Origin of the sequence: Massilia sp. ST3 (assembly GCF_018119405.1) — a bacterium.
GTDB lineage: Bacteria > Pseudomonadota > Gammaproteobacteria > Burkholderiales > Burkholderiaceae_D > Telluria.
This window is the reverse complement of record NZ_JAGPWC010000088.1, coordinates 1-18,234: the sequence shown is the minus strand read 5'-3', so window position 1 is coordinate 18,234 and position 18,234 is coordinate 1. Positions and strand designations below refer to the sequence as shown.

The 18,234-nt window shown below is 66.3% G+C and carries 20 protein-coding genes; 5 read left to right on the top strand and 15 right to left on the bottom strand.

Features of this window, described 5'->3' with window-relative positions:
- The first annotated feature begins 87 nt into the window (after positions 1 to 87).
- Positions 88 to 429, top strand: coding sequence for an SMR family transporter (locus tag KBW98_RS21370; protein WP_211522189.1), 342 nt, complete (start codon positions 88 to 90; stop codon positions 427 to 429).
- 84 nt (positions 430 to 513) lie between these two features.
- On the top strand, positions 514 to 1,011 hold the full coding sequence (locus KBW98_RS21365; protein WP_211522188.1) for a hypothetical protein: 498 nt from the start codon (positions 514 to 516) through the stop codon (positions 1,009 to 1,011).
- Here KBW98_RS21365 and KBW98_RS21360 read toward each other — a convergent pair.
- The 3 genes from KBW98_RS21360 to KBW98_RS21350 are packed head-to-tail and all read right to left on the bottom strand — an operon-like array spanning position 978 to position 4,536.
- Positions 978 to 1,583, bottom strand: a complete 606-nt coding sequence (locus KBW98_RS21360) for a response regulator transcription factor (RefSeq protein WP_211522187.1) — start codon at positions 1,581 to 1,583, stop codon at positions 978 to 980. The genes KBW98_RS21365 and KBW98_RS21360 overlap by 34 nt on opposite strands.
- Positions 1,580 to 2,686, bottom strand: a complete 1,107-nt coding sequence (locus KBW98_RS21355) for a sensor histidine kinase (RefSeq protein WP_211522186.1) — start codon at positions 2,684 to 2,686, stop codon at positions 1,580 to 1,582. The genes KBW98_RS21360 and KBW98_RS21355 overlap by 4 nt, the downstream gene beginning before the upstream one ends.
- A 23-nt stretch (positions 2,687 to 2,709) precedes the next feature.
- Positions 2,710 to 4,536, bottom strand: a complete 1,827-nt coding sequence (locus KBW98_RS21350) for a CIA30 family protein (RefSeq protein ID WP_211522185.1) — start codon at positions 4,534 to 4,536, stop codon at positions 2,710 to 2,712.
- A gap of 306 nt (positions 4,537 to 4,842) precedes the next feature.
- Here KBW98_RS21350 and KBW98_RS21345 point away from each other — a divergent pair, with 306 nt between their 5' ends.
- On the top strand, positions 4,843 to 5,247 hold the full coding sequence (locus KBW98_RS21345) for a hypothetical protein (protein WP_211522184.1): 405 nt from the start codon (positions 4,843 to 4,845) through the stop codon (positions 5,245 to 5,247).
- A gap of 6 nt (positions 5,248 to 5,253) precedes the next feature.
- Here KBW98_RS21345 and ruvB read toward each other — a convergent pair whose 3' ends face one another.
- The 10 genes from ruvB to tyrS form a co-directional block, all read right to left on the bottom strand.
- Positions 5,254 to 6,321: a Holliday junction branch migration DNA helicase RuvB gene (ruvB, locus tag KBW98_RS21340; protein WP_211522183.1), complete on the bottom strand. Its 1,068-nt coding sequence runs from the start codon at positions 6,319 to 6,321 to the stop codon at positions 5,254 to 5,256.
- Positions 6,322 to 6,324: 3 nt separating this feature from the next.
- Complete coding sequence (gene ruvA, locus KBW98_RS21335; protein WP_211522182.1) at positions 6,325 to 6,903, bottom strand: Holliday junction branch migration protein RuvA; 579 nt, start codon at positions 6,901 to 6,903, stop codon at positions 6,325 to 6,327.
- A 12-nt stretch (positions 6,904 to 6,915) separates the two neighbouring features.
- Positions 6,916 to 7,467, bottom strand: coding sequence for a crossover junction endodeoxyribonuclease RuvC (gene ruvC / locus KBW98_RS21330; protein ID WP_211522181.1), 552 nt, complete (start codon positions 7,465 to 7,467; stop codon positions 6,916 to 6,918).
- Between the two features lie 206 nt (positions 7,468 to 7,673).
- Entirely contained in the window at positions 7,674 to 9,260 is a 1,587-nt protein-coding gene (gene purH / locus KBW98_RS21325; protein ID WP_211522180.1) for a bifunctional phosphoribosylaminoimidazolecarboxamide formyltransferase/IMP cyclohydrolase, read from the bottom strand.
- A gap of 89 nt (positions 9,261 to 9,349) precedes the next feature.
- The gene (locus tag KBW98_RS21320) at positions 9,350 to 9,583 is read right to left on the bottom strand and encodes a helix-turn-helix domain-containing protein (protein WP_005667930.1); all 234 of its coding nucleotides are present in this window, start codon (positions 9,581 to 9,583) and stop codon (positions 9,350 to 9,352) included.
- A gap of 80 nt (positions 9,584 to 9,663) precedes the next feature.
- Complete coding sequence (gene dusB / locus KBW98_RS21315) at positions 9,664 to 10,689, bottom strand: tRNA dihydrouridine synthase DusB (RefSeq protein WP_211522179.1); 1,026 nt, start codon at positions 10,687 to 10,689, stop codon at positions 9,664 to 9,666.
- A 316-nt stretch (positions 10,690 to 11,005) separates the two neighbouring features.
- Positions 11,006 to 11,689 (bottom strand): histidine phosphatase family protein, encoded by a 684-nt coding sequence (locus KBW98_RS21310; RefSeq protein WP_211522178.1) that lies wholly within the window; start codon positions 11,687 to 11,689, stop codon positions 11,006 to 11,008.
- Between the two features lie 45 nt (positions 11,690 to 11,734).
- Positions 11,735 to 12,400 carry a YbhB/YbcL family Raf kinase inhibitor-like protein gene (locus KBW98_RS21305; RefSeq protein WP_211522177.1) on the bottom strand — a complete coding sequence of 222 codons (666 nt, stop codon included), beginning with the start codon at positions 12,398 to 12,400 and terminating at the stop codon, positions 11,735 to 11,737.
- 52 nt (positions 12,401 to 12,452) lie between these two features.
- Entirely contained in the window at positions 12,453 to 12,911 is a 459-nt protein-coding gene (gene dtd / locus KBW98_RS21300; RefSeq protein ID WP_211522176.1) for a D-aminoacyl-tRNA deacylase, read from the bottom strand.
- On the bottom strand, positions 12,908 to 14,170 hold the full coding sequence (gene tyrS, locus KBW98_RS21295; RefSeq protein ID WP_211522175.1) for a tyrosine--tRNA ligase: 1,263 nt from the start codon (positions 14,168 to 14,170) through the stop codon (positions 12,908 to 12,910). The genes dtd and tyrS overlap by 4 nt, the downstream gene beginning before the upstream one ends.
- 148 nt (positions 14,171 to 14,318) lie before the next feature.
- Here tyrS and KBW98_RS21290 point away from each other — a divergent pair, with 148 nt between their 5' ends.
- Positions 14,319 to 15,686: a peptidoglycan DD-metalloendopeptidase family protein gene (locus tag KBW98_RS21290; protein WP_211522174.1), complete on the top strand. Its 1,368-nt coding sequence runs from the start codon at positions 14,319 to 14,321 to the stop codon at positions 15,684 to 15,686.
- Positions 15,687 to 15,927: 241 nt separating this feature from the next.
- On the top strand, positions 15,928 to 17,025 hold the full coding sequence (locus tag KBW98_RS21285; RefSeq protein ID WP_211522173.1) for an anhydro-N-acetylmuramic acid kinase: 1,098 nt from the start codon (positions 15,928 to 15,930) through the stop codon (positions 17,023 to 17,025).
- 145 nt (positions 17,026 to 17,170) lie between these two features.
- On the opposite strand, the gene erpA is transcribed toward KBW98_RS21285, so the two are convergent.
- Complete coding sequence (gene erpA, locus KBW98_RS21280) at positions 17,171 to 17,539, bottom strand: iron-sulfur cluster insertion protein ErpA (protein WP_036247772.1); 369 nt, start codon at positions 17,537 to 17,539, stop codon at positions 17,171 to 17,173.
- Positions 17,540 to 17,592: 53 nt separating this feature from the next.
- The gene (locus KBW98_RS21275; RefSeq protein ID WP_211522172.1) at positions 17,593 to 17,994 is read right to left on the bottom strand and encodes a polymer-forming cytoskeletal protein; all 402 of its coding nucleotides are present in this window, start codon (positions 17,992 to 17,994) and stop codon (positions 17,593 to 17,595) included.
- Positions 17,995 to 18,234: the final 240 nt, after the last annotated feature.

Here is an 18,234-nt window from a genome sequence, read left to right as displayed (position 1 = left end):
TATACAATCCCCCCGGGGGGGGGGGGGGGTTTTGGGGGGGGGGGGGGGGGCGCCCCCCCCAACCCCTACGTGACCGCAGCTCTTCCCATGACTCCGAACCAGGCATACATCTACCTCGGGCTTGCCATCGTGTCCGAAGTGATCGGCACCACCGCCCTGAAGGCTTCCGACAGCTTCACGCGCCCGCTGCCCAGCCTCGTCACGGCGGTCTGCTACGCCCTCTCCTTCTACCTGCTGACCTTCAGCCTGCGCGTGCTGCCGACCGGTATCGCCTACGCCATCTGGTCGGGGGTGGGCATCATCCTGATCTCGCTCGTCAGCTGGATCGTCTACCGCCAGAGCCTGGACCTGGCCGCGATCGCCGGCCTGGCGCTCATCGTGGCGGGGGTGGCGGTGATCAACCTGTTTTCCAAGTCGGCGGCCCACTGAGCATGTGCCGCACGCAAGCATTTTGGCGGCCGCAAGATTGCGGCTATGCTAATGTCAAGACGACGTCATCCTGAGCCACCGAGCATGAACCCGCCACCGATCACGCACACCGCGCGGCCCTTTTTCCGGGGCCGGGCCATGCGCGTGCTGCGCCTGCTGAGCCTTGCCGGCGGCGTGTTCGGCATCCTCCTGCCGGCCGCCCTGCTGGCCTCCACCGCCCACGGCATTCCGGACGCGGCCGAACCCTATATTTGCCTGCTGGGACTGGCGCTGGCCTCGACCGGCTTCTTCCTGGTGGCCATGACTGGCCACCGCATGAACCGCTCGCCCGTGCTACGCTCGTTCACGGCGCTGATGCTGCTGGTGCCTTTCGGCGCCAGTGCGATCGTGATCTGGCATGGCGACAACCTGATGATGGTCTGCATTTGCGCCTATTTGCTGGTGCTGACCATCCTGCTCTACTTGAGCTTTATCCATCCCTTGATGGTCGTCCCCACCCCGCGCAAGACGTCGCCTGCGCCGCCGAGCGGACAGCCGGGCAAGCGGCGCTACAGCCAGCCGGCGTCGCGCGCCATCCGGTAGGCTTCCACGCGGTTGCCCGCGCCCAGCTTGCTGATCGCCTCCGACAGGTAGTTGCGCACCGTTCCTTCGGACAGGTGCACCTGGCGCGCGATGTCGGCGCTGCTGCGCCCTTCCCCCGCCAGGCGCAGCACCTGGCGTTCGCGCTCGGTCAGCGGATCGCTGCCGCCGCTCCAGCTTTCCAGCGCCAGCTCGGGCGCGATCGCGCGGCCGCCCCCATGCACGCTGCGGATCGCCTCGGCCAGCGCATCGGCCGGCGCATCCTTGAGCAGGTAGCCGCGCACCCCGGCTTCCAGCGCGCGCCGCAGATAACCGCTGCGCCCGAAGGTCGTCACCACGATCACCCTGGACGGCGACTTCGATTCGCGCAGGCGCGCGGCCAGTTCCAGGCCGGTCATGTGCGGCATCTCGATGTCGGTCAGGACGATGTCCGGCGCCAGCTCGGTGCACAGGGCCAGTGCGTCGCGGCCGTTGCCGGCGCTGCCGACCACGTCGAAATCGGGTTCCAGGCGCAACAGGGCGCTCAGGGCGCCCAGCACCATCTTCTGGTCTTCGGCAATCAGGATGCGGATCAATTGGCTACTCCGTTCGGCACATGCAGTTCAAGTTCGAGACCGTCGCGCACATGCAGGGCGAAGCGGCCGCCGATGGCGGACACGCGCTCGCGCATGCCGTCCAGGCCGTTGCCGCGCCTGATCGCCGCCTCGCTGCGCGCCTGTCCGTCGTCGGCCACGCGCAGCACGGCGTCGCCGCCTTCCTGGGCCAGCGACAAGGTGCAGCGGCGCGCATCCGCATGGCGGACGATATTGGTGACGGCTTCGCGCAGCGCCAGCGCCACCACGTGCTCGGCGGCGGGCGCCAGCGGGAAGCGTTCGACCCGCTCGGTGAGCGCGACGTCGGCGGCGGCCAGGCTGGCGCGGGCGCTCGCCAGCGCCTGGGCCAGGCCGCTCTGGCGATAGTCGGTGACGGCGGCGCGCACCTCGGCCAGGGCCTGGCGCGCGCTGGTCTCGATATCGGCGATCTCGCGCGCACAGGCATCCATGTCGCGCCGCGCCAGCTTGCCCGCCAGTTCGGCCTTGAGCGCGATCAGGGACAGCGAGTGCCCCAGCAGGTCGTGCAGGTCGCGCGAGATGCGTTCGCGTTCGGCGATGCGGGCGAAGTGCTCGACCTCTTCCTGCTTGCGCAGCAGCTGGGCGCGCGACTGGTGCAGGCGCCGGTCCATGATGGCCGACATCGCCACCGGCAGGCCGACGGTCAGCACCGGCAGCAGGAAGGTCATGCGCATGAAGTCCACCCGCAGCGAGACCAGCGACGCGAAGGCCAGGACCGCAAACGCGATGGGTACCGCGCGGCGCGTCGTGGACACGCCCCCGCACATGGCGCAGGCGAAGATGAAGAAGCTGGCGGCGCCGGCGTTGTGCGGCGCCCAGAGCGCGCCGATCAGGCTGGAAGCCACGATGCAGGCGCCCACCTGCCAGCCGCGCGCCCAGAAGCCGAAGAAGTACAGCGGCACGAAGACGAGCAGGGTCAGGGCCAGCAGCGCCATTTCGAGCAGCGAGGGCGTCACGTAGGCGTACTTCCATCCCATGAAGCCCAGGCTCAGGAGCCACAGGTAGGGCATCTTGCCCAGCTCCGGCGGGGTCCAGGGGCCTGCCAGCACCCGCCTGATCCTTTCCATGCGCGTCTCTCTTTCTGTCGTTATCAGCGTTCGAGCAGGCGCACGTCGGCGATCTCGAAGCGGTAGGCGCCGGCCTTGGGCCCGGCGGTGAATCCTATCATGGTCGCCTGGGCCGGATCGATGCCGCGGAAGGCGCTGAAGGGAATGCTCACCTCGGCCCATTCCGGTCCCGCGGTGAAGGACGCATAGCCCGGCATGGCCACGCCCTGCGCCATCATCATCGCGCGATAGGTGCCGCCGTCGCCGCGCACCTTGAAGCGCACCAGCTTGGCGGCGCTCAGGTCGACCGCCTGCATCGGGCGCTCGCCCGGCATGAAGGCCGCGCCGGCCCAGGCATAGGGCAGGCCGGGCGCGATACTGCCCGAGATCGCGAGCGGTACCTGGCCGTCGCCCAGGGCCGGCTGCGCCGCCAGGACCGTGGTGGACTTGCCGCCGGCGATGGCGTCGGTGGTCGGCATCCAGCCGGAACCGAAGGGGCTGCCCAGCTTCGCCTCGCTGAACAGGCTGATGCGGCCGTCGGGCGGCAACGCCAGCAGAGCGCCGCCCGGCGGAGTGCCGCCTGCCTGGCGCTGCGCGACCCGCAGGCGCTTCGCGTCGCGCATCGGATTCACGCTCTCGCCATCCTTCCACACCTCGACGATGCGGCGCGTGGCCGTGATGTCCGTGGTGGGGTCGCCCTCGACCAGCAGCAGGTCGGCCTTGCAGCCCGTGGCGACGCAGCCGCGCCGGCCCAGCTTGAAGGCGGCGGCGGGCGCACTGGTGCTCGCCGCCAGGGCTTCGGCCGGGCTCAGGCCTGCTTCGACCAGGGCCGCCAGTTCGCGGTGCATGCTGATGCCGTACTGGGTGCCGGCATTGCCGGCGTCGCTGCCCGCCAGCAGCGGCACGCCAGCGCGGCGCAGGGCTGCGGTCACCATGCGCGGGGCCGCCAGCAGCGCCGGCTGCTCGGTGGCGCCATAGCGCGCCTTCAGCTGGCCCTGGGCTTCGCCGTCCAGCAGGCCGGCCAGCCGCGGGTCGCGCAGCAGGTCGTCCTCGCGCGTGCCGGCCATGCTTTCCAGGACCGTGAAGGTGGGAATCACGAAGGCGCCCTTGGCGCGCGCCAGCCTGGCCAGGCTGTCGGCGCGCTCCTGCGGGATCGCCTCGCCGGGAAACAGGTGCACCAGGCCGTCGGCGCCGGCTTCCAGCACGGCGCGCGCATCGCGCTCGGTGCTGACGTGGACCACGGCCAGCTTGCCGCGGCGGTGGGCCGCGCCGATCACGGCCTTCACGGTGGCCAGGTCGAGCGTCTCGAACTTGCGCATGCCGTGCCCGCCGCCCTCCATCACGATCTTGATGAAGTCCGAGCCCTCGGCGATGCGGGCGTCGACGAAGGCCTGGGCGTCCTGTGCGCGGACCAGGGTCGGGATCGCCATGCCGAACTGGGTGCCGTGGCCGCCCGGCGCGGTGACCAGGGTGCCGGCCGAGAACATGTCGGCCCGTCCGGCGTTCTTGCCGGCCTTCATGGCGGCCTTCATTTCCTGCATCAGGGGCACGCCGGTGAACATGTCGACCTGGGTCGTGACGCCGAACAGCAGCGGCAGGTCGTGGTCGCGGAAGGCATGGGTGTGGGCGTCGATCAGACCCGGCAGCAAGGTGCGCCCTGCCCCCGGCACCACGCGCGCGCCTTGCGGAACCGAGCCGCGGAAATCGGCGTCGACGATCGCGCCGCCCTCGAACAGCACCGAACGGCGCTGGTGGGCGTGCTTGCCGTCGAAGACGCGGACGTCCTGGACCAGGGTGGCGGCGGCCAGCACGGCGCCGCTCAGGGTGAAGCCGGCCGCGGCCAGTACAGCTTTCAGGGCAGTGGTGTTCATGCGTTCCTCGCAGGGTGGTGGATGGACCCAGTATGCGGAAACGGGCATGACGGCGGCAGAGGCCCTTGCCATCAATATGGCATGACAATCGTCATGGGAGCGCAAGCTCAGCCATATTCATGAAATTGAAATTTAGTCAACAAAAATGAATCGGATTGTCGCGCACGGACGACATCATGTGACAATCTTGACATTGCTCTTATGCTATCTTTTCAGCTGCTGCCGATCCGGCAGGCGTAAGATCAAACGGTACAACCCCATGAACGCCATCGAATTGTCCTCCTTACTGCTGAAAGTTGAGCGGCCATGATCTTCGTGCGTCTCCTGTGTCTCCTGGCCGGCATCCTCATCCTGGTTGCGCCGCCCGTCGTGCTCTATCCAACCGGCGGCGCCATGCCCGACGCCCTCAAGGCAGGCGCCATGCTCGCGGGCCTGGTGCTGGCCTCTTCCGGCTTCTTCCTGATCGGCATGACCGGCCACCGCATGCGCCGCTCGCCCGCGCTGCGCTCGCTGGCGGGCCTGCTGCTGGCCGCGCCGCTGTTCGCCGGCCTGGCCGTGATGTGGCGCGGCGACTCGGAATTCATGCTGTGGGGCTGCAGCCTGATGCTAATGCTGACGGTCGTGCTCTACATGACCTTCGTGGTGCCGGTCGTCAGCGCGCAAGGCCATCGCCGCTTGCGCGCGCGGGAAGTGTGCGAGCCGCACTTCTAGGGGGGGTCAGGCCGGGGGCAGGTTGTCCCACAAGTCGCCGGTGGGGCTGATGCGCGGCGCGGTCACGCCGAAGTGCTGGTAGGCCAGCGGCGTGGCGATCCGTCCGCGCGGGGTGCGCTGCAGGTAGCCTTGCTGGATCAGGTAGGGTTCCAGCACGTCCTCGATGGTGTCGGCCGCTTCGCCGATCGCCGCCGCCAGGTTGCCGATGCCCACCGGGCCGCCGGCGAACTTGAACAGCACCGCTTCCAGCAGCTTGCGGTCCATGACGTCGAAGCCGACGGTGTCGACGTCGAGCATCTTGAGGGCGCGGTCGGCCATGTCCTTGGTGATCTCGCCATTGCCCTTCACTTCCGCATAGTCGCGCACGCGGCGCAGCAGGCGGTTGGCGATACGCGGCGTGCCGCGGGCGCGCTTGGCCACTTCGCGCGCGCCCTCCTCGTTGATCGGCGCCTCCAGCAGCGCGGCGCTGCGCGCCACGATCTTGGTCAGCTCGTCGACGTTGTAGAACTCCAGGCGCGCCACGATGCCGAAGCGGTCGCGCAGCGGATTGGTCAGCATGCCGGCGCGGGTGGTGGCGCCGACCAGGGTGAAAGGCTGCAGGTCGAGCTTGACCGAGCGCGCGGCCGGGCCTTCGCCGATCATGATGTCGATCTGGTAGTCCTCGAGCGCCGGGTACAGGATCTCCTCGACCACCGGCGACAGCCGGTGGATCTCGTCGATGAACAGCACGTCGTTCGGCTCGAGGTTGGTCAGCAGCGCGGCCAGGTCGCCCGGACGCTCCAGCACCGGGCCGGAGGTCTGGCGCAGGTTGACACCCATTTCGCGCGCGATGATGTGGGCGAGCGTGGTCTTGCCCAGGCCCGGCGGACCGAACAGCAGGGTATGGTCGAGCGCCTCGCGCCGCTTGCGCGCGGCGTGGATGAAGATCTCGAGCTGGTCCCGGATCTTTTCCTGGCCTACGTATTCTTCCAGGTGTTTCGGGCGCAACGCGCGTTCGATCGCCTCCTCGTTGGGCGAGGCCGGCGCGGAATCGATAATGCGCTGTTCGGTGAAATTGTCGGTCTGGATGCTCATGCGTCAGGCTTTCGACAGCGCCTTCAGGGCGAACTTGATGCCGTCGGACACGGTGGAACCGGCCGGCATGTTCTTGATCGCGAGGAGCGCTTCCTTGTCAGAATACCCCAAAGCGACCAGCGCATTGAGCACGTCGGCCTGGGCGTCGTCGCGCGGGCTGCCGGCGACCGCGCCGATGTCGGCGCCCAGCTTGCCCTTGAGTTCCAGCAGCAGGCGCTCGGCGGTCTTCTTGCCGATGCCCGGGATCTTCACCAGGCGCCCGGCTTCCTGCAGGGTGACGGCCTGCGACAGGTCGGCCACCGTCATGCCGGACAGGATGGCAAGCGCGGTGCGCGCGCCGATGCCGGTGATCTTGACCAGCTGGCGGAACAGCGCACGCTCGGAAGCGGAACCGAAGCCGAACAGCAGGTGGGCGTCCTCGCGCACCGCGAGGTGGGTGAACAGCACCACCTTTTCGCCGGTATGCGGCAGGTTGTAGAAGGTGCTCATCGGCACGTCGACTTCGTAGCCGACGCCGTTGCAGTCCACCAGCACCTGGGGTGGCGTTTTTTCGAGCAGGATTCCGGAAAGGCGTCCGATCATGTTCTTGTTTCCTTAGACGAGACGGTTGCGCTTCATGCTCAACCCCTTCATGCGCAGGCCTTGCACCTTGGGCGCGGCCGCGTGGATCATGGCCAGCGCGTCCATCGTGTTGGCATGGCAGATCGCCACGCCGAGCGCATCGGCCGCGTCGCTGCCCGGCAGGCCCGGCAGCTTGAGCAGGCGCGAGACCATGTCCTGGACCTGGGCCTTGGCGGCCTTGCCGGTGCCGACCACGGCCTGCTTGACCTGGACCGCCGTGTATTCCGCCACGTCGAGGTCGGCGCCGACCAGGGCCGTGATCGCGGCGCCGCGCGCCTGGCCGAGCAGCAGGGTCGATTGCGGATTGACGTTGACGAAGACTTTCTCGATGGCCGCGCACATGGGTCCGTAGGTGGCGACCACTTCGCTCACGCCGTCCAGGATGATCTTCAGGCGCGGCGGCAGCGCCCCCTCCAGGCCCGTCTTGATGGTGCCCGAGGCGATGTAGCGCAGCTTCGCGCCGTGTTTTTCAATGACGCCGAACCCCGTCGTGCGCAGGCCCGGGTCGATGCCGAGAATAATCATTGTGGAATGATATAGCGGCTGGGGGTGTTCGTGGGAAAAATACTGTAGAAAAACACAGGTACGTGGTGGATTTGACCACCAGCGTTAGAGAAACCGTAGGGTCGGCAAGTTTCTTGCCGACGCGTTTATAGCATGCGTCCCTTGAACGCGTCGGCGGCGAAGCCGCCAACCCTACGATGCGGTGAATTCACCGCATCATTTGCCGATCAGTGACGGAAGTGACGGGTACCCGTGTACAGCATCACCACGCCACGCTCATCCGCCGCGTCGATCACTTCCTGGTCGCGCATCGAACCGCCCGGGTGGATCACGCAGGTCGCGCCCGCATCGACCACCACGTCCAGGCCGTCGCGGAACGGGAAGAAGGCGTCCGAAGCCACGGCCGAACCGGCCAGCGACAGCCCGGCGTTCTGCGCCTTGATCGAGGCGATGCGCGCCGAGTCGATGCGGCTCATCTGGCCCGCGCCCACGCCCAGGGTCATGCCGTTACCGCAGAACACGATGGCGTTCGACTTGACGAACTTGGCGACGCGCCACGCGAACATCATGTCCTGCAGCTGCTGCTGGGTCGGCTGCTTCTTGGTGACCACGCGCAGGTCGCCCAGGCCCACGTTCTTGGCGTCCGGCGACTGCACCAGCAGGCCGCCGCCGACGCGCTTGACGTCGTAGGGGTTCTGGCCGGCGCCCAGGGGGATTTCGAGCAGGCGCACGTTCTGCTTGGCCGACATGATCTGGCGCGCTTCCTCGGTGAAGCTCGGGGCGATCAGCACTTCCACGAACAGCTTGGCCAGCGCTTCCGCCGCCTTGCCGTCGACGTCGACGTTGAAGGCGATGATGCCGCCGAAGGCCGAGGTCGGGTCGGTCTGCAGGGCGCGGTTGTAGGCGTCCAGGGCGTCGGTGCCGATCGCCACGCCGCAGGGGTTGGCGTGCTTGACGATCACGCAGCCGGCCGGCTGGCCAAGGCCGCCCAGCGACTTGACGCATTCCCAGGCCGCGTCCGCGTCGGCGATGTTGTTGTACGACAGTTCCTTGCCCTGCAGCTGGCGGTAGCTGGCCAGCGCGCCATCGACGGCCGACATGTCGCGGTAGAAGGCGGCGCCCTGGTGCGGGTTCTCGCCGTAGCGCATGTCCTGGACCTTCTCGAAGCTCATGTTCAGGGTCTGCGGATAGCCGGAACGGGTGGCGTGCTGGCGGTCTTCGCCCAGGCTGGTCAGGTAGTTGGTGATCGCGCCGTCGTACTGGGCGGTGTGGGCGAACACTTTCTTGGCCAGGCGGAACTTGGTCTCGTAGCTGACCGGGCCGGCGGCTTCGCCGGTGCCCTTCATCTCGGCCAGCACCACGCCGTAGTCGGCCGGGTCGACGATCACGACCACGTCGCGGTGGTTCTTGGCCGCCGAGCGCAGCATGGTCGGGCCGCCGATGTCGATGTTCTCGATCGCATCTTCCAGCGAGCACTCCTGCTTGGCGACGGTCTGCTGGAAGGGGTAGAGGTTGACCACGACCATGTCGATCTGCGGGATGCCGTGCTCGTCCAGCTTGGCGACGTGCTCAGGCAGGTCGCGGCGCGCCAGGATGCCGCCATGCACCTTCGGGTGCAGGGTCTTGACGCGGCCATCGAGCATTTCCGGGAAACCAGTGTAGTCGGCGACCTCGGTCACCTGGACGCCATTGTCCTGCAGCAGCTTTGCGGTGCCGCCGGTGGACAGGATGTTGACGCCGAGCGCGCTGAGGGCGCGCGCGAAATCGAGCACGCCGGTCTTGTCGGAAACGGAGATGAGGGCTTGTTTGATCATGGTGTGGCCTGTTGTTGAGAATTCTTGCGCCCGGACGGCGGACCTGGGCCGGCCGCGTCCAGAGAACGCGCGGCCACCCATTCCGCGCGTCAGAGCAGTCCGTGCTCTTGCAGTTTTTTTCGCAAAGTATTCCGGTTGATGCCCAGCATCTGGGCCGCATGCGACTGGTTGCCGTCGGCACGCGACATCACGACTTCGAGCACCGGCTTTTCAACGGTCAACACCATCATGTCGTAGATATTGGTCGGTTTCTGCTCGCCCAGATCGTTGAAATAGTCCTCGAGGCTCTTCTGGACGACTTCCTGGATACTTTCTTTGCTCATGTTTGCTGCTTCATCCTGGTTAATGATTGCTCCGCTGCTCAGCAGCGTGTCCCCGAAATAATTTTTATTGTGTGTACAGCTTATGCCGCGATTGCTTCATCGGCAGGACGCGCGGGGCGGTATTGTAACCGCTCGCCGTACCGAAGTTGCGATTTGAAAAACTCGTCGACGGCCGCCAGCTGCTCGGCAGTCGATTCCATCAGGTTCATACGCTGGCGGAACTCTTCCCCGCCAGCCAGGTCCTGGACGTACCAGCCGATGTGCTTGCGCGCAGTGCGCACGCCCACGTATTCGCCATAGAAGGCATAGTGGGCCGGCAGGTGTTCGTTCATGAGGGCGCGCACCTCTTCCACCTCGGGTGGCGGCAGGTGTGCGCCGGTGCGCAGGTAGTGGTCGATCTCGCGGCAGATCCAGGGGCGGCCCTGGGCGGCGCGGCCGATCATGACCGCGTCCGCACCCGTGTAGTCGAGCACGAACTTCGCTTTTTCGGGGGTGGTGATGTCGCCGTTGGCAACCACCGGGATGCCCACCGCCGCCTTGACGGCGCGGATGGTGTCGTATTCGGCATCGCCCTTGTAGCCGTCGGCGCGGGTGCGGCCGTGCAGGGTCAGCATCCGGATGCCGGCCTCCTCGGCCAGGCGCGCGATGCGCAGGGCATTCTTGTTTTGGCGGTCCCAGCCGGTACGGAACTTCAGGGTGACCGGCACGTCGACGGCCCCGACCACGGCGTGCAGGATGCGCTCGACGAGGTCCTCATGCTGCAGCAAGGCGGAACCGCACCAGCTGTTGCAGACCTTCTTCACCGGGCAGCCCATGTTGATGTCGATGATCTGGGCGCCGCGTTCGACGTTGAATTTGGCGCAATCGGCCAGATCCTGCGGGTCGGCGCCGGCGATCTGGACCGCTTTGGGCTCCATCTCGCCCGCGTGGTCGGTGCGGCGCGAGGTCTTTTCGCTGGCCCACAGGCGCGGGTTGGATGCCGCCATCTCGGACACCGCATAACCCGCGCCGAGCTGCTTGCACAACTGGCGGAAGGGGCGGTCGGTCACCCCGGCCATGGGGGCGACAAAGACATTATTACGCAGCGTGTAAGGACCGATTTGCACAGCGGAAAGTCGAAGAAGTTTCTTGGGAACCTAGTATTTTACCCCAAGCGCTGCTCAAATTATCAGCAAATTTGTTGGAATTGTTGCGTGTGCGATATTGGCAAGGTGGAAAAAAGGGGGAATGGAAACGTTTGTCGGGGGTTGTGGGGGCTAACGCTAACAGGATGGGGTAACTCTTCGGTGCGGACTTGGGTCCCCGCCTACGCGGGGATGACGTTGTTTGGTGGTGCGTGAAACCTAATGACAATGACTTCGGCGATACCCGTCGAGTCGTCATCCCCGCGCAGGCGGGGACCCAAGTCCTGACCGAAGTTACTTATGGCAAATCATCCAGCGCCACCTGCCGAAGATGCTCCACCTCTCCCCAACTCACCAGCCTGAGCCTGCCCTCTTCCACCACGAACCGGTTCACACTCGCGTTATGCACCTTGAAATCGCGCGGCGTTTCCAGCGGCAGCCCGAGCGCGGCGCGGTAGGCGCATTCGAGCACGCCGCCGTGCGCCACCAGCGCCAGGGTCTTGCCGGGATGCCCGGCCGCGTGGCGCGCGATCGCCCCCGTCACGCGCTCGAAAAACTGCCGGAAGCTCTCGCCCAGGTTCTTCCCGGGCGGTAGCGCCGCATCCACATGCCGCGCCTGCCAGGCCGCGAAGTCGAGCGGGAAGCGGTCCGCGATCTCGCTGTACAGCAAGCCTTCGAAGCCGCCATAGCAGCGCTCGCGCAGCGCCGGGTCCTGCTCCAGCACCAGAACGCCCGCCGGCCGCGCACGGACGATGGCCTCGGCCGTCTGGCGTGCGCGCTGCAGGTCGCTCGACACGATGCGGTCGATCGGCTCGGCGGCCAGGGCCGCGGCGAGGGCGGCTGCCTGGCGTTCGCCCTCGGCGTTCAGGGCGATATCGAGGTGGCCCTGCAGGCGGCGCTCCGCGTTCCAGGCGGTCTCGCCATGGCGGATCAATAAAATCGTGGTCGCGCCCGCGGGCGCTGTTTCTACATTCGACAGCATGAGGTTCGTGCACCCGAACCTCGGGGCAGCCTTGTTAATGGATTGTTATCTGAGCACTTCGGACATGACATCGGGGTTCAGCGAATACACGCCGAACATCCGCGCCTCGTCCAGGATATGCCCCTGGATCGCCAGCCGCACCTCGACGCCGGTGAACTGCCCTTCCAGGGGCAGCCGCGGAATGTCAAGCGCGTACAGGGTAAACAAATAGGTGTGCACGCGCTCGTCGTTCCAGGGCGGGCACGGCCCGTCGTAGCCATAGAACTCGCCGGCCATGTCGGGATCGCTCGCGAACCAGCCGGTGTAGTCGTTGATGCCATGACGCAACTGGTGCTCGGTGCCGTTCTTGATGGTGAAAGGCACCAGCGGACCGGGCTTGCCGTGCGGCGTGACCATGTCCGAGAACATGCCCTCGGCCAGCGACTTCAGGCATACCGGGATGTCGACCAGGGTCCAGTGGAAGAAGTCGACGCGCGGCAGCGAGGCCGGCACGGTGCGCCCCTCCTTGTTGACGTCGCTTCCCTCGGACGGCACGTCCGGGTCGTGACAGATCAGCACCAGCGACTGGGTGCCGGCCGGCACATCGTCCCAGGCGATATGCGGATTACGGTTGCTCGACAGCTTGACGTGCGTGTCCGGGTCGATGACCGCGAATGCGCACTCGGGCGGGATCTCCCCGCCATCGTCAAATGAATCGCTCCAGATTCTCATGTTGTCCTCCCAGGCCCCTGATGCTATTGACCCCGCCCGGCGCCGCTTTGTTTCAGCGTGAAATCCCGACCGGATCAACCTGCAGCCAGAACGTCACCGGGCCATCGTTTGTCAAAGACACCTTCATGTCGGCCCCAAAACGGCCGGTCTCGACGATGCCATGACGGGCCCGCGCCTGGCGCACGACATGGTCGAACAGGCGCCGGCCGTCTTCCGGCGCGGCGGCCGGCGAAAACGAGGGGCGCGTGCCCGATCTGGTGTCCGCCGCCAGGGTGAACTGGGGCACCAGCAGCAGGCCGCCGCCGGTGTCGGTCACGCTGCGGTTCATCTTGCCGGCGTCATCCGAAAAGACGCGGTAGGACAGCAGCTTGGCCAGCAGCGCCTCGGCCTCGCGCTCGGTATCGCCCTTTTCGGCGCAGACCAGCACCATCAGGCCGGGGCCGATGGCGCCGACAGTGTCGCCGTCGACCCGCACTTGCGCGTCGCTGACCCGTTGCAGCAGGCCGATCATGCGAGCGCGACGCGGGCGAACTTGCGCTTGCCCACCTGCACCACCACGCTGCCGGCCTCCAGCTGCAGTCCCTTGTCGCTGACCACGGCGCCGTCGATGCGCACGCCGCCCTGGTCGATCATGCGCATCGCTTCCGAGGTCGACGCGCACAGGCCGGCCTGCTTCAGCACCTGCGGCAGGCCCAGCGGCGCGCCGGACAGCGCCACCTCCGGCACCTCGTCCGGGATGCCGCCCTTGGAGCGGTTGACGAAGTCGGCCAGCGCGTCCTCGGCCGCCTGGGCCGAGTGGAAACGGGTCACGATTTCCTTGCCCAGCGCCACTTTCGCATCGCGGGGGTTGGCGCCGCCGGCGATCTCGGCCTTCAGGCGGGCGATTTCGTCGAGCGAACGGAAGGACAGCAGGTCGTAGTACTTCCACATCATCTCGTCCGAGATGCTCATCAGCTTGCCGAACATGGTGTTGCCTGGCTCGGTGATGCCGATATAGTTGTTCTTGGACTTGGACATCTTCTCGACGCCGTCCAGGCCTTCCAGCAGCGGCATGGTCAGGATGCACTGCGGCTCCTGGCCGTAGTCTTTTTGTAACTCGCGGCCAACAAGGAGGTTGAACTTCTGGTCGGTGCCCCCAAGTTCAAGATCCGCATGCAAAGCGACCGAATCGTAGCCCTGCATCAAAGGGTAAAGGAACTCATGCACCGCGATCGGAGTCCCACTCTTGTAGCGCTTGGTGAAGTCGTCGCGCTCCATCATGCGCGCCACGGTGTAGCGCGAGGCCAGCTGGATCATCCCGCGCGCGCCGAGCGGATCGCACCATTCGGAGTTGTAGCGGATTTCCGTGCGGCTGGCGTCCAGCACCAGAGATGCCTGGCGGAAGTAAGTCATCGCATTCGCCTCGACCTGTTCGCGGGTCAGCGGCGGACGGGTGGCGTTGCGGCCCGAGGGGTCGCCAATCATCGAAGTGAAGTCGCCGATCAGGAAAATCACCTGGTGGCCGAGGTCTTGTAGCTGGCGCAGTTTATTCAGCACCACAGTGTGACCCAGGTGCAAATCGGGCGCCGTCGGGTCCAGGCCGAGCTTGATGCGCAGGGGTTTGCCGCTCTGCTCGGAACGCGCCAGCTTCTGGGCAAATTCGCTTTCGATCAGCAGTTCGTCGACGCCGCGCTTGGCGATGGCAAGCGATTCGAGCACCTTGTCGGTCAGTGGCAGGGGTGTGGAAGGGTTCACCGGTTTGCCGTGTCCGGCCGATGCGTTGGAAGTCATAAATTCTTGTAGGAAAGAGGCTAAAACGGTTGTAGGACCATAACCTGTGGTATGATGCTCGATCTTGTTTCTATTGCTTTGCGAAAACTTTTCAAAGCGATAAGAAATACGGTCCCTAGAAGTTCAGCCGCAAATTTTAACTGATTGCATGAACCCTATACATAAAATCACTGGCAACCGCCTGCTGCAACTGCTCCCGAAGACCCGCAAGACGCGCATCGTCAGCGCCGGCGCCGTCTTCCTGAGCCTGTGCGCGTTCGGCGCTGTTGGCGTGGCTCCTATCGCACCAGACGCGTCGGATCTCCCCGTCAAGCAAGTCGCCCAGGATCTGGAACTGCCGAACCTGGCCGACCAGATCGCCGCCCTCCAGCAGGACGAGCAGCAATTCATCCGCGAAGAGCGTATCCGCCCAGGCGATTCGCTCGGCTCCCTCTTCAACCGTCTTGGCGTGAACGACGCCGACGCCCAGAAATTCGTCCGCGCCGACAAGGTCGCCCGCCGCCTGCTGTCCCTCAAGACCGGCAAGCGCATCCAGGCCGAAACCGATGAGAACGGCCTGCTGATGTCGCTGCGCGGCACCATCACCGAAGGCAAGAACGGCGATGCGCGCACCATCACCGTGGCGCGCAAGGGCGAGGAGTTCAGCGTTACCGACACGCCCGCCAAGCTCGAGCGCCGCGTGGAGATGCGCTCGCGCGACATCACCAGCTCGCTGTACTCGGCCACCGACTCCAACGTCGACGGCGGCAGCCTGCCGGATTCGATCGTCGGCCAGATCATCGAGATGTTCTCGACCAGCATCGACTTCCGTTCGGACCTCAAGCGTGGCGACCGCTTCAGCGTGGTGTACGAAACCTTCTGGCTCGACGGCGAACTGGTCAAGACCGGCCGCATCCTGGCCGGCGAGTTCGTCAACCGCGGCGTGGCTTACCAGTCGGTCTGGTACGAAGACCCGGTCACCAAGCAGGGCGGCTATTACACCCTGGACGGCAAGGCGCTGAAAAAGGCCTTCCTCAAGTCGCCGCTCGAGTTCTCGCGTATCTCGTCGGGCTTCTCGATGCGCGTGCACCCGATCTCGGGCAAGTGGAAGGCGCACAAGGGCGTCGACTACGCGGCCGGCACCGGCACCCCGATCCGCGCGGTCGGCGACGGCACCATCGACTTCGCCGGCGTGTCCGGCGGCTACGGCAACATGGTCGTGCTCAAGCACTGGTCGAACTACAGCACCGCCTACGCCCACATGAGCCGCTTCGCCAGCGGCCTGCGCAAGGGCCAGAAGGTCAGCCAGGGCCAGGTGATCGGCTACGTCGGCTCGACCGGCTGGTCGACCGGCGCCCACCTGCACTACGAGTTCCGCGTCGCCGGCCAGGCCAAGGACCCGAACCAGTTCAAGTCGCTGGCCCAGCAACCGCTGAGCCAAGCCGAACTGTCGCGCTTCCGCATGGCGGCCGCCGAGATGAACCACCGCTTCTCGCTGCTTGCCCCGAGCGGCGGCACGACGATGGCTGCGCGCTGATCGTCGGCTTCTGAATGTGAAACGCCCTCCGCTGCGGATGCATCGGGGGGCGTTTTGTTTTGGGGCTATTGGCTGAGCTGATAAACTTGGGTCCCCGCCTTCGCGGGGATGACGTTCGAGGCTAGTTGCCGAAGCCGGGCGAACCGCTCTTCACGCGACCCAAACCAACGTCCTCCCCGCGAAGGCGGGGACCCAAGTTCGCCGCAGTCCACTTACGCCCGCGTACACCAAGCAAAAATCCATGACCAACACCCCCACCCTCTACATCGGCCTGATGTCCGGCACCAGCCTCGACGGCGTCGACGGCGTGCTGGCCGACTTCGCCAACGGCGCCATCCACACCCTCGCCGCCGCCTTCGCCCCCTTCCCGCCCGAACTGCGCGCCGAACTGATGGCCCTGCAGGCCGCCAGCCCGAACGAACTGGAGCGCGAAGCCCTGGCCGCCAATGGCCTGGCCCTGGCCTATGCCGAGTGCGTGCGCGCCCTGCTGCCCTCGGCCGCCGGCCCGGTGGCCGCCGTCGCCGTCCACGGCCAGACCATCCGCCACCGCCCCGAGCTCGGCTTCACGCGCCAGACCAACAACCCTTCCCTGCTGGCCGAACTGAGCGGCATCGACGTGATCGCCGACTTCCGCAGCCGCGACATCGCCGCCGGCGGCCAGGGCGCGCCACTGGTGCCGGCCTTCCATGAGGCCGCCTTCGGCAAGCCGGGCACGGCGCGCGTGGTGGTGAACATCGGCGGCATCGGCAACATCAGCGTGCTGCATGGCGACGGCCGCGTGACCGGTTTCGATACCGGTCCGGGCAATGTCCTGATCGATTTGTGGATCGCGCGCCACAAGGGGCAGCCCTACGACGAGGATGGCGCCTGGGCCGCCAGCGGCACGGTCGACGCCGCCCTGCTGGAGATCCTGCTCGACGAGCCCTATTTCCGCCAGCCGGCGCCCAAGAGTACCGGCCGCGACCTGTTCCACGAGCAATGGCTGGATGCCAAGCTGGCCCAATGCCCGGGCGTGGCGCCGGCAGACGTGCAGGCCACCCTCACCCGCCTGACGGCGCTGACGATCGCGCGCGCGATCCAGGACGAGGGCGTGCGGCCGGATGCGGTGTATGTCTGCGGCGGCGGCGCCTACAACGCTACCTTGCTGCGCGACATCGGCGCGGCGCTGGGCGGGGTCAAGGTGGAATCGACGGCGGCGCTGGGCGTGGCGCCGAACCGGGTGGAGGCGCTGGCCTTCGCCTGGCTGGGCTGGCGCTTCGCCACCCGCCAGCCGGGCAACCTGCCGGCCGTTACCGGCGCGCGCGGCCTGCGCATCCTGGGGGCGCTGTATCCCGCCTGAACGAAAACCGGGCCGTCACCGGTAGGGTTGCCGGCTTCGCCGCCGACCCGACGGTTCTCTCGCGTGAACCGGGAGAGAAAATGAAAACGGCCCGCACTGGCGGGCCGTCACGACAACCCGGCAGCGCCGGGAGCCTGGGGAAAACTCAAGCCGAGAACGAGGAACCGCAGCCGCAGGTCGAGGTGGCGTTCGGGTTCTTGATGACGAACTGGGCGCCTTCGAGGTCGTCCTTGTAGTCGATTTCCGCGCCGACCAGGTACTGGTAGCTCATGGAGTCGATCAGCAGCTGGACGCCGTTCTTTTCCATCGTGGTGTCGTCTTCGTTGACGATTTCGTCAAAGGTGAAGCCGTACTGGAAGCCGGAGCAGCCGCCGCCCTGCACGAAAACGCGCAGCTTCAGGTCGGGATTGCCCTCTTCCTCGATCAGCTGTGCGACTTTCTGTGCGGCGCTGTCGGTGAAGTTGATCGGCGTGGGGATCGTGTCGTGCTCTTGCACTTCGGCGACTGCGGTCATGGATAAACTCCTGAATAAATTCAACTCCCGCCATTATAGACCGTTGGCGCGAGTCATGCTGCCGAGCCTTCGACAGCGTCGGCCAGATGAAACACCGGCTCGCCGGCTGGCTCGTGCGTGAGTTTCCCTGTTACCAAGGCTCCTCCGTGCATCTCGAGCAGGCGGTAGTGTACATCTCCATGTATGCGGCCTTTCGGCTGTAATTCAAGCAGTTCCGACGAATACACCGAGCCGGCGATGTAGCCGTTGACCACCAGGCTGGCGCAGCGCACTTCCCCTTCGATGCGGGCGTGCTCGGAGACGATCAGCATGCTGTCGGCCCCGTCCACCGCGACCACGTTGCCGTGCACCTCGCCATCGATGCGCAAGCCGCCCGTGAAGCACAGGTCGCCCTCGATCCGGGCCGAAATGCCGACCAGGCTGTCAATTTCGCTTTTCGCTTGTCGACCGAACATAGCGCCACCCCTCAGAAAAGTTGAACTGTGCATCGGTCAATTTACCGTGCTCAACAGGGTGCGCCTTGATCCAGGTCGTGTCGGGGGAGTTGCGGTTGCGCAACGTGTCGGGTGGATGAGTTGGCCGGCGTCGCGACCATGCGGAGGATGCGTTTAAAACCGGGGGGGGGGGGGGCCCCCGGGCGACAGCGACACCCGGCCGGAGGGGACCCGGCCGGATGGAGGGAAGCTTACTTGGCG

Bases quoted from the DNA above. Each gene is read 5' to 3' on its own strand.
- KBW98_RS21290 (WP_211522174.1), top strand. From the start codon at position 14,319: ATGAACCCTATACATAAAATCACTGGCAACCGCCTGCTGCAACTGCTC.
- tyrS (WP_211522175.1), bottom strand. From the start codon at position 14,170: ATGACTTCCAACGCATCGGCCGGACACGGCAAACCGGTGAACCCTTCC.
- KBW98_RS21275 (WP_211522172.1), bottom strand. From the start codon at position 17,994: ATGTTCGGTCGACAAGCGAAAAGCGAAATTGACAGCCTGGTCGGCATT.
- ruvA (WP_211522182.1), bottom strand. From the start codon at position 6,903: ATGATCGGACGCCTTTCCGGAATCCTGCTCGAAAAAACGCCACCCCAG.
- ruvB (WP_211522183.1), bottom strand. From the start codon at position 6,321: ATGAGCATCCAGACCGACAATTTCACCGAACAGCGCATTATCGATTCC.
- erpA (WP_036247772.1), bottom strand. From the start codon at position 17,539: ATGACCGCAGTCGCCGAAGTGCAAGAGCACGACACGATCCCCACGCCG.
- ruvC (WP_211522181.1), bottom strand. From the start codon at position 7,467: ATGATTATTCTCGGCATCGACCCGGGCCTGCGCACGACGGGGTTCGGC.
- KBW98_RS21285 (WP_211522173.1), top strand. From the start codon at position 15,928: ATGACCAACACCCCCACCCTCTACATCGGCCTGATGTCCGGCACCAGC.
- KBW98_RS21365 (WP_211522188.1), top strand. From the start codon at position 514: ATGAACCCGCCACCGATCACGCACACCGCGCGGCCCTTTTTCCGGGGC.
- KBW98_RS21355 (WP_211522186.1), bottom strand. From the start codon at position 2,686: ATGGAAAGGATCAGGCGGGTGCTGGCAGGCCCCTGGACCCCGCCGGAG.
- KBW98_RS21345 (WP_211522184.1), top strand. From the start codon at position 4,843: ATGATCTTCGTGCGTCTCCTGTGTCTCCTGGCCGGCATCCTCATCCTG.
- KBW98_RS21350 (WP_211522185.1), bottom strand. From the start codon at position 4,536: ATGAACACCACTGCCCTGAAAGCTGTACTGGCCGCGGCCGGCTTCACC.
- KBW98_RS21310 (WP_211522178.1), bottom strand. From the start codon at position 11,689: ATGCTGTCGAATGTAGAAACAGCGCCCGCGGGCGCGACCACGATTTTA.
- KBW98_RS21370 (WP_211522189.1), top strand. From the start codon at position 88: ATGACTCCGAACCAGGCATACATCTACCTCGGGCTTGCCATCGTGTCC.
- KBW98_RS21320 (WP_005667930.1), bottom strand. From the start codon at position 9,583: ATGAGCAAAGAAAGTATCCAGGAAGTCGTCCAGAAGAGCCTCGAGGAC.
- purH (WP_211522180.1), bottom strand. From the start codon at position 9,260: ATGATCAAACAAGCCCTCATCTCCGTTTCCGACAAGACCGGCGTGCTC.
- KBW98_RS21305 (WP_211522177.1), bottom strand. From the start codon at position 12,400: ATGAGAATCTGGAGCGATTCATTTGACGATGGCGGGGAGATCCCGCCC.
- dtd (WP_211522176.1), bottom strand. From the start codon at position 12,911: ATGATCGGCCTGCTGCAACGGGTCAGCGACGCGCAAGTGCGGGTCGAC.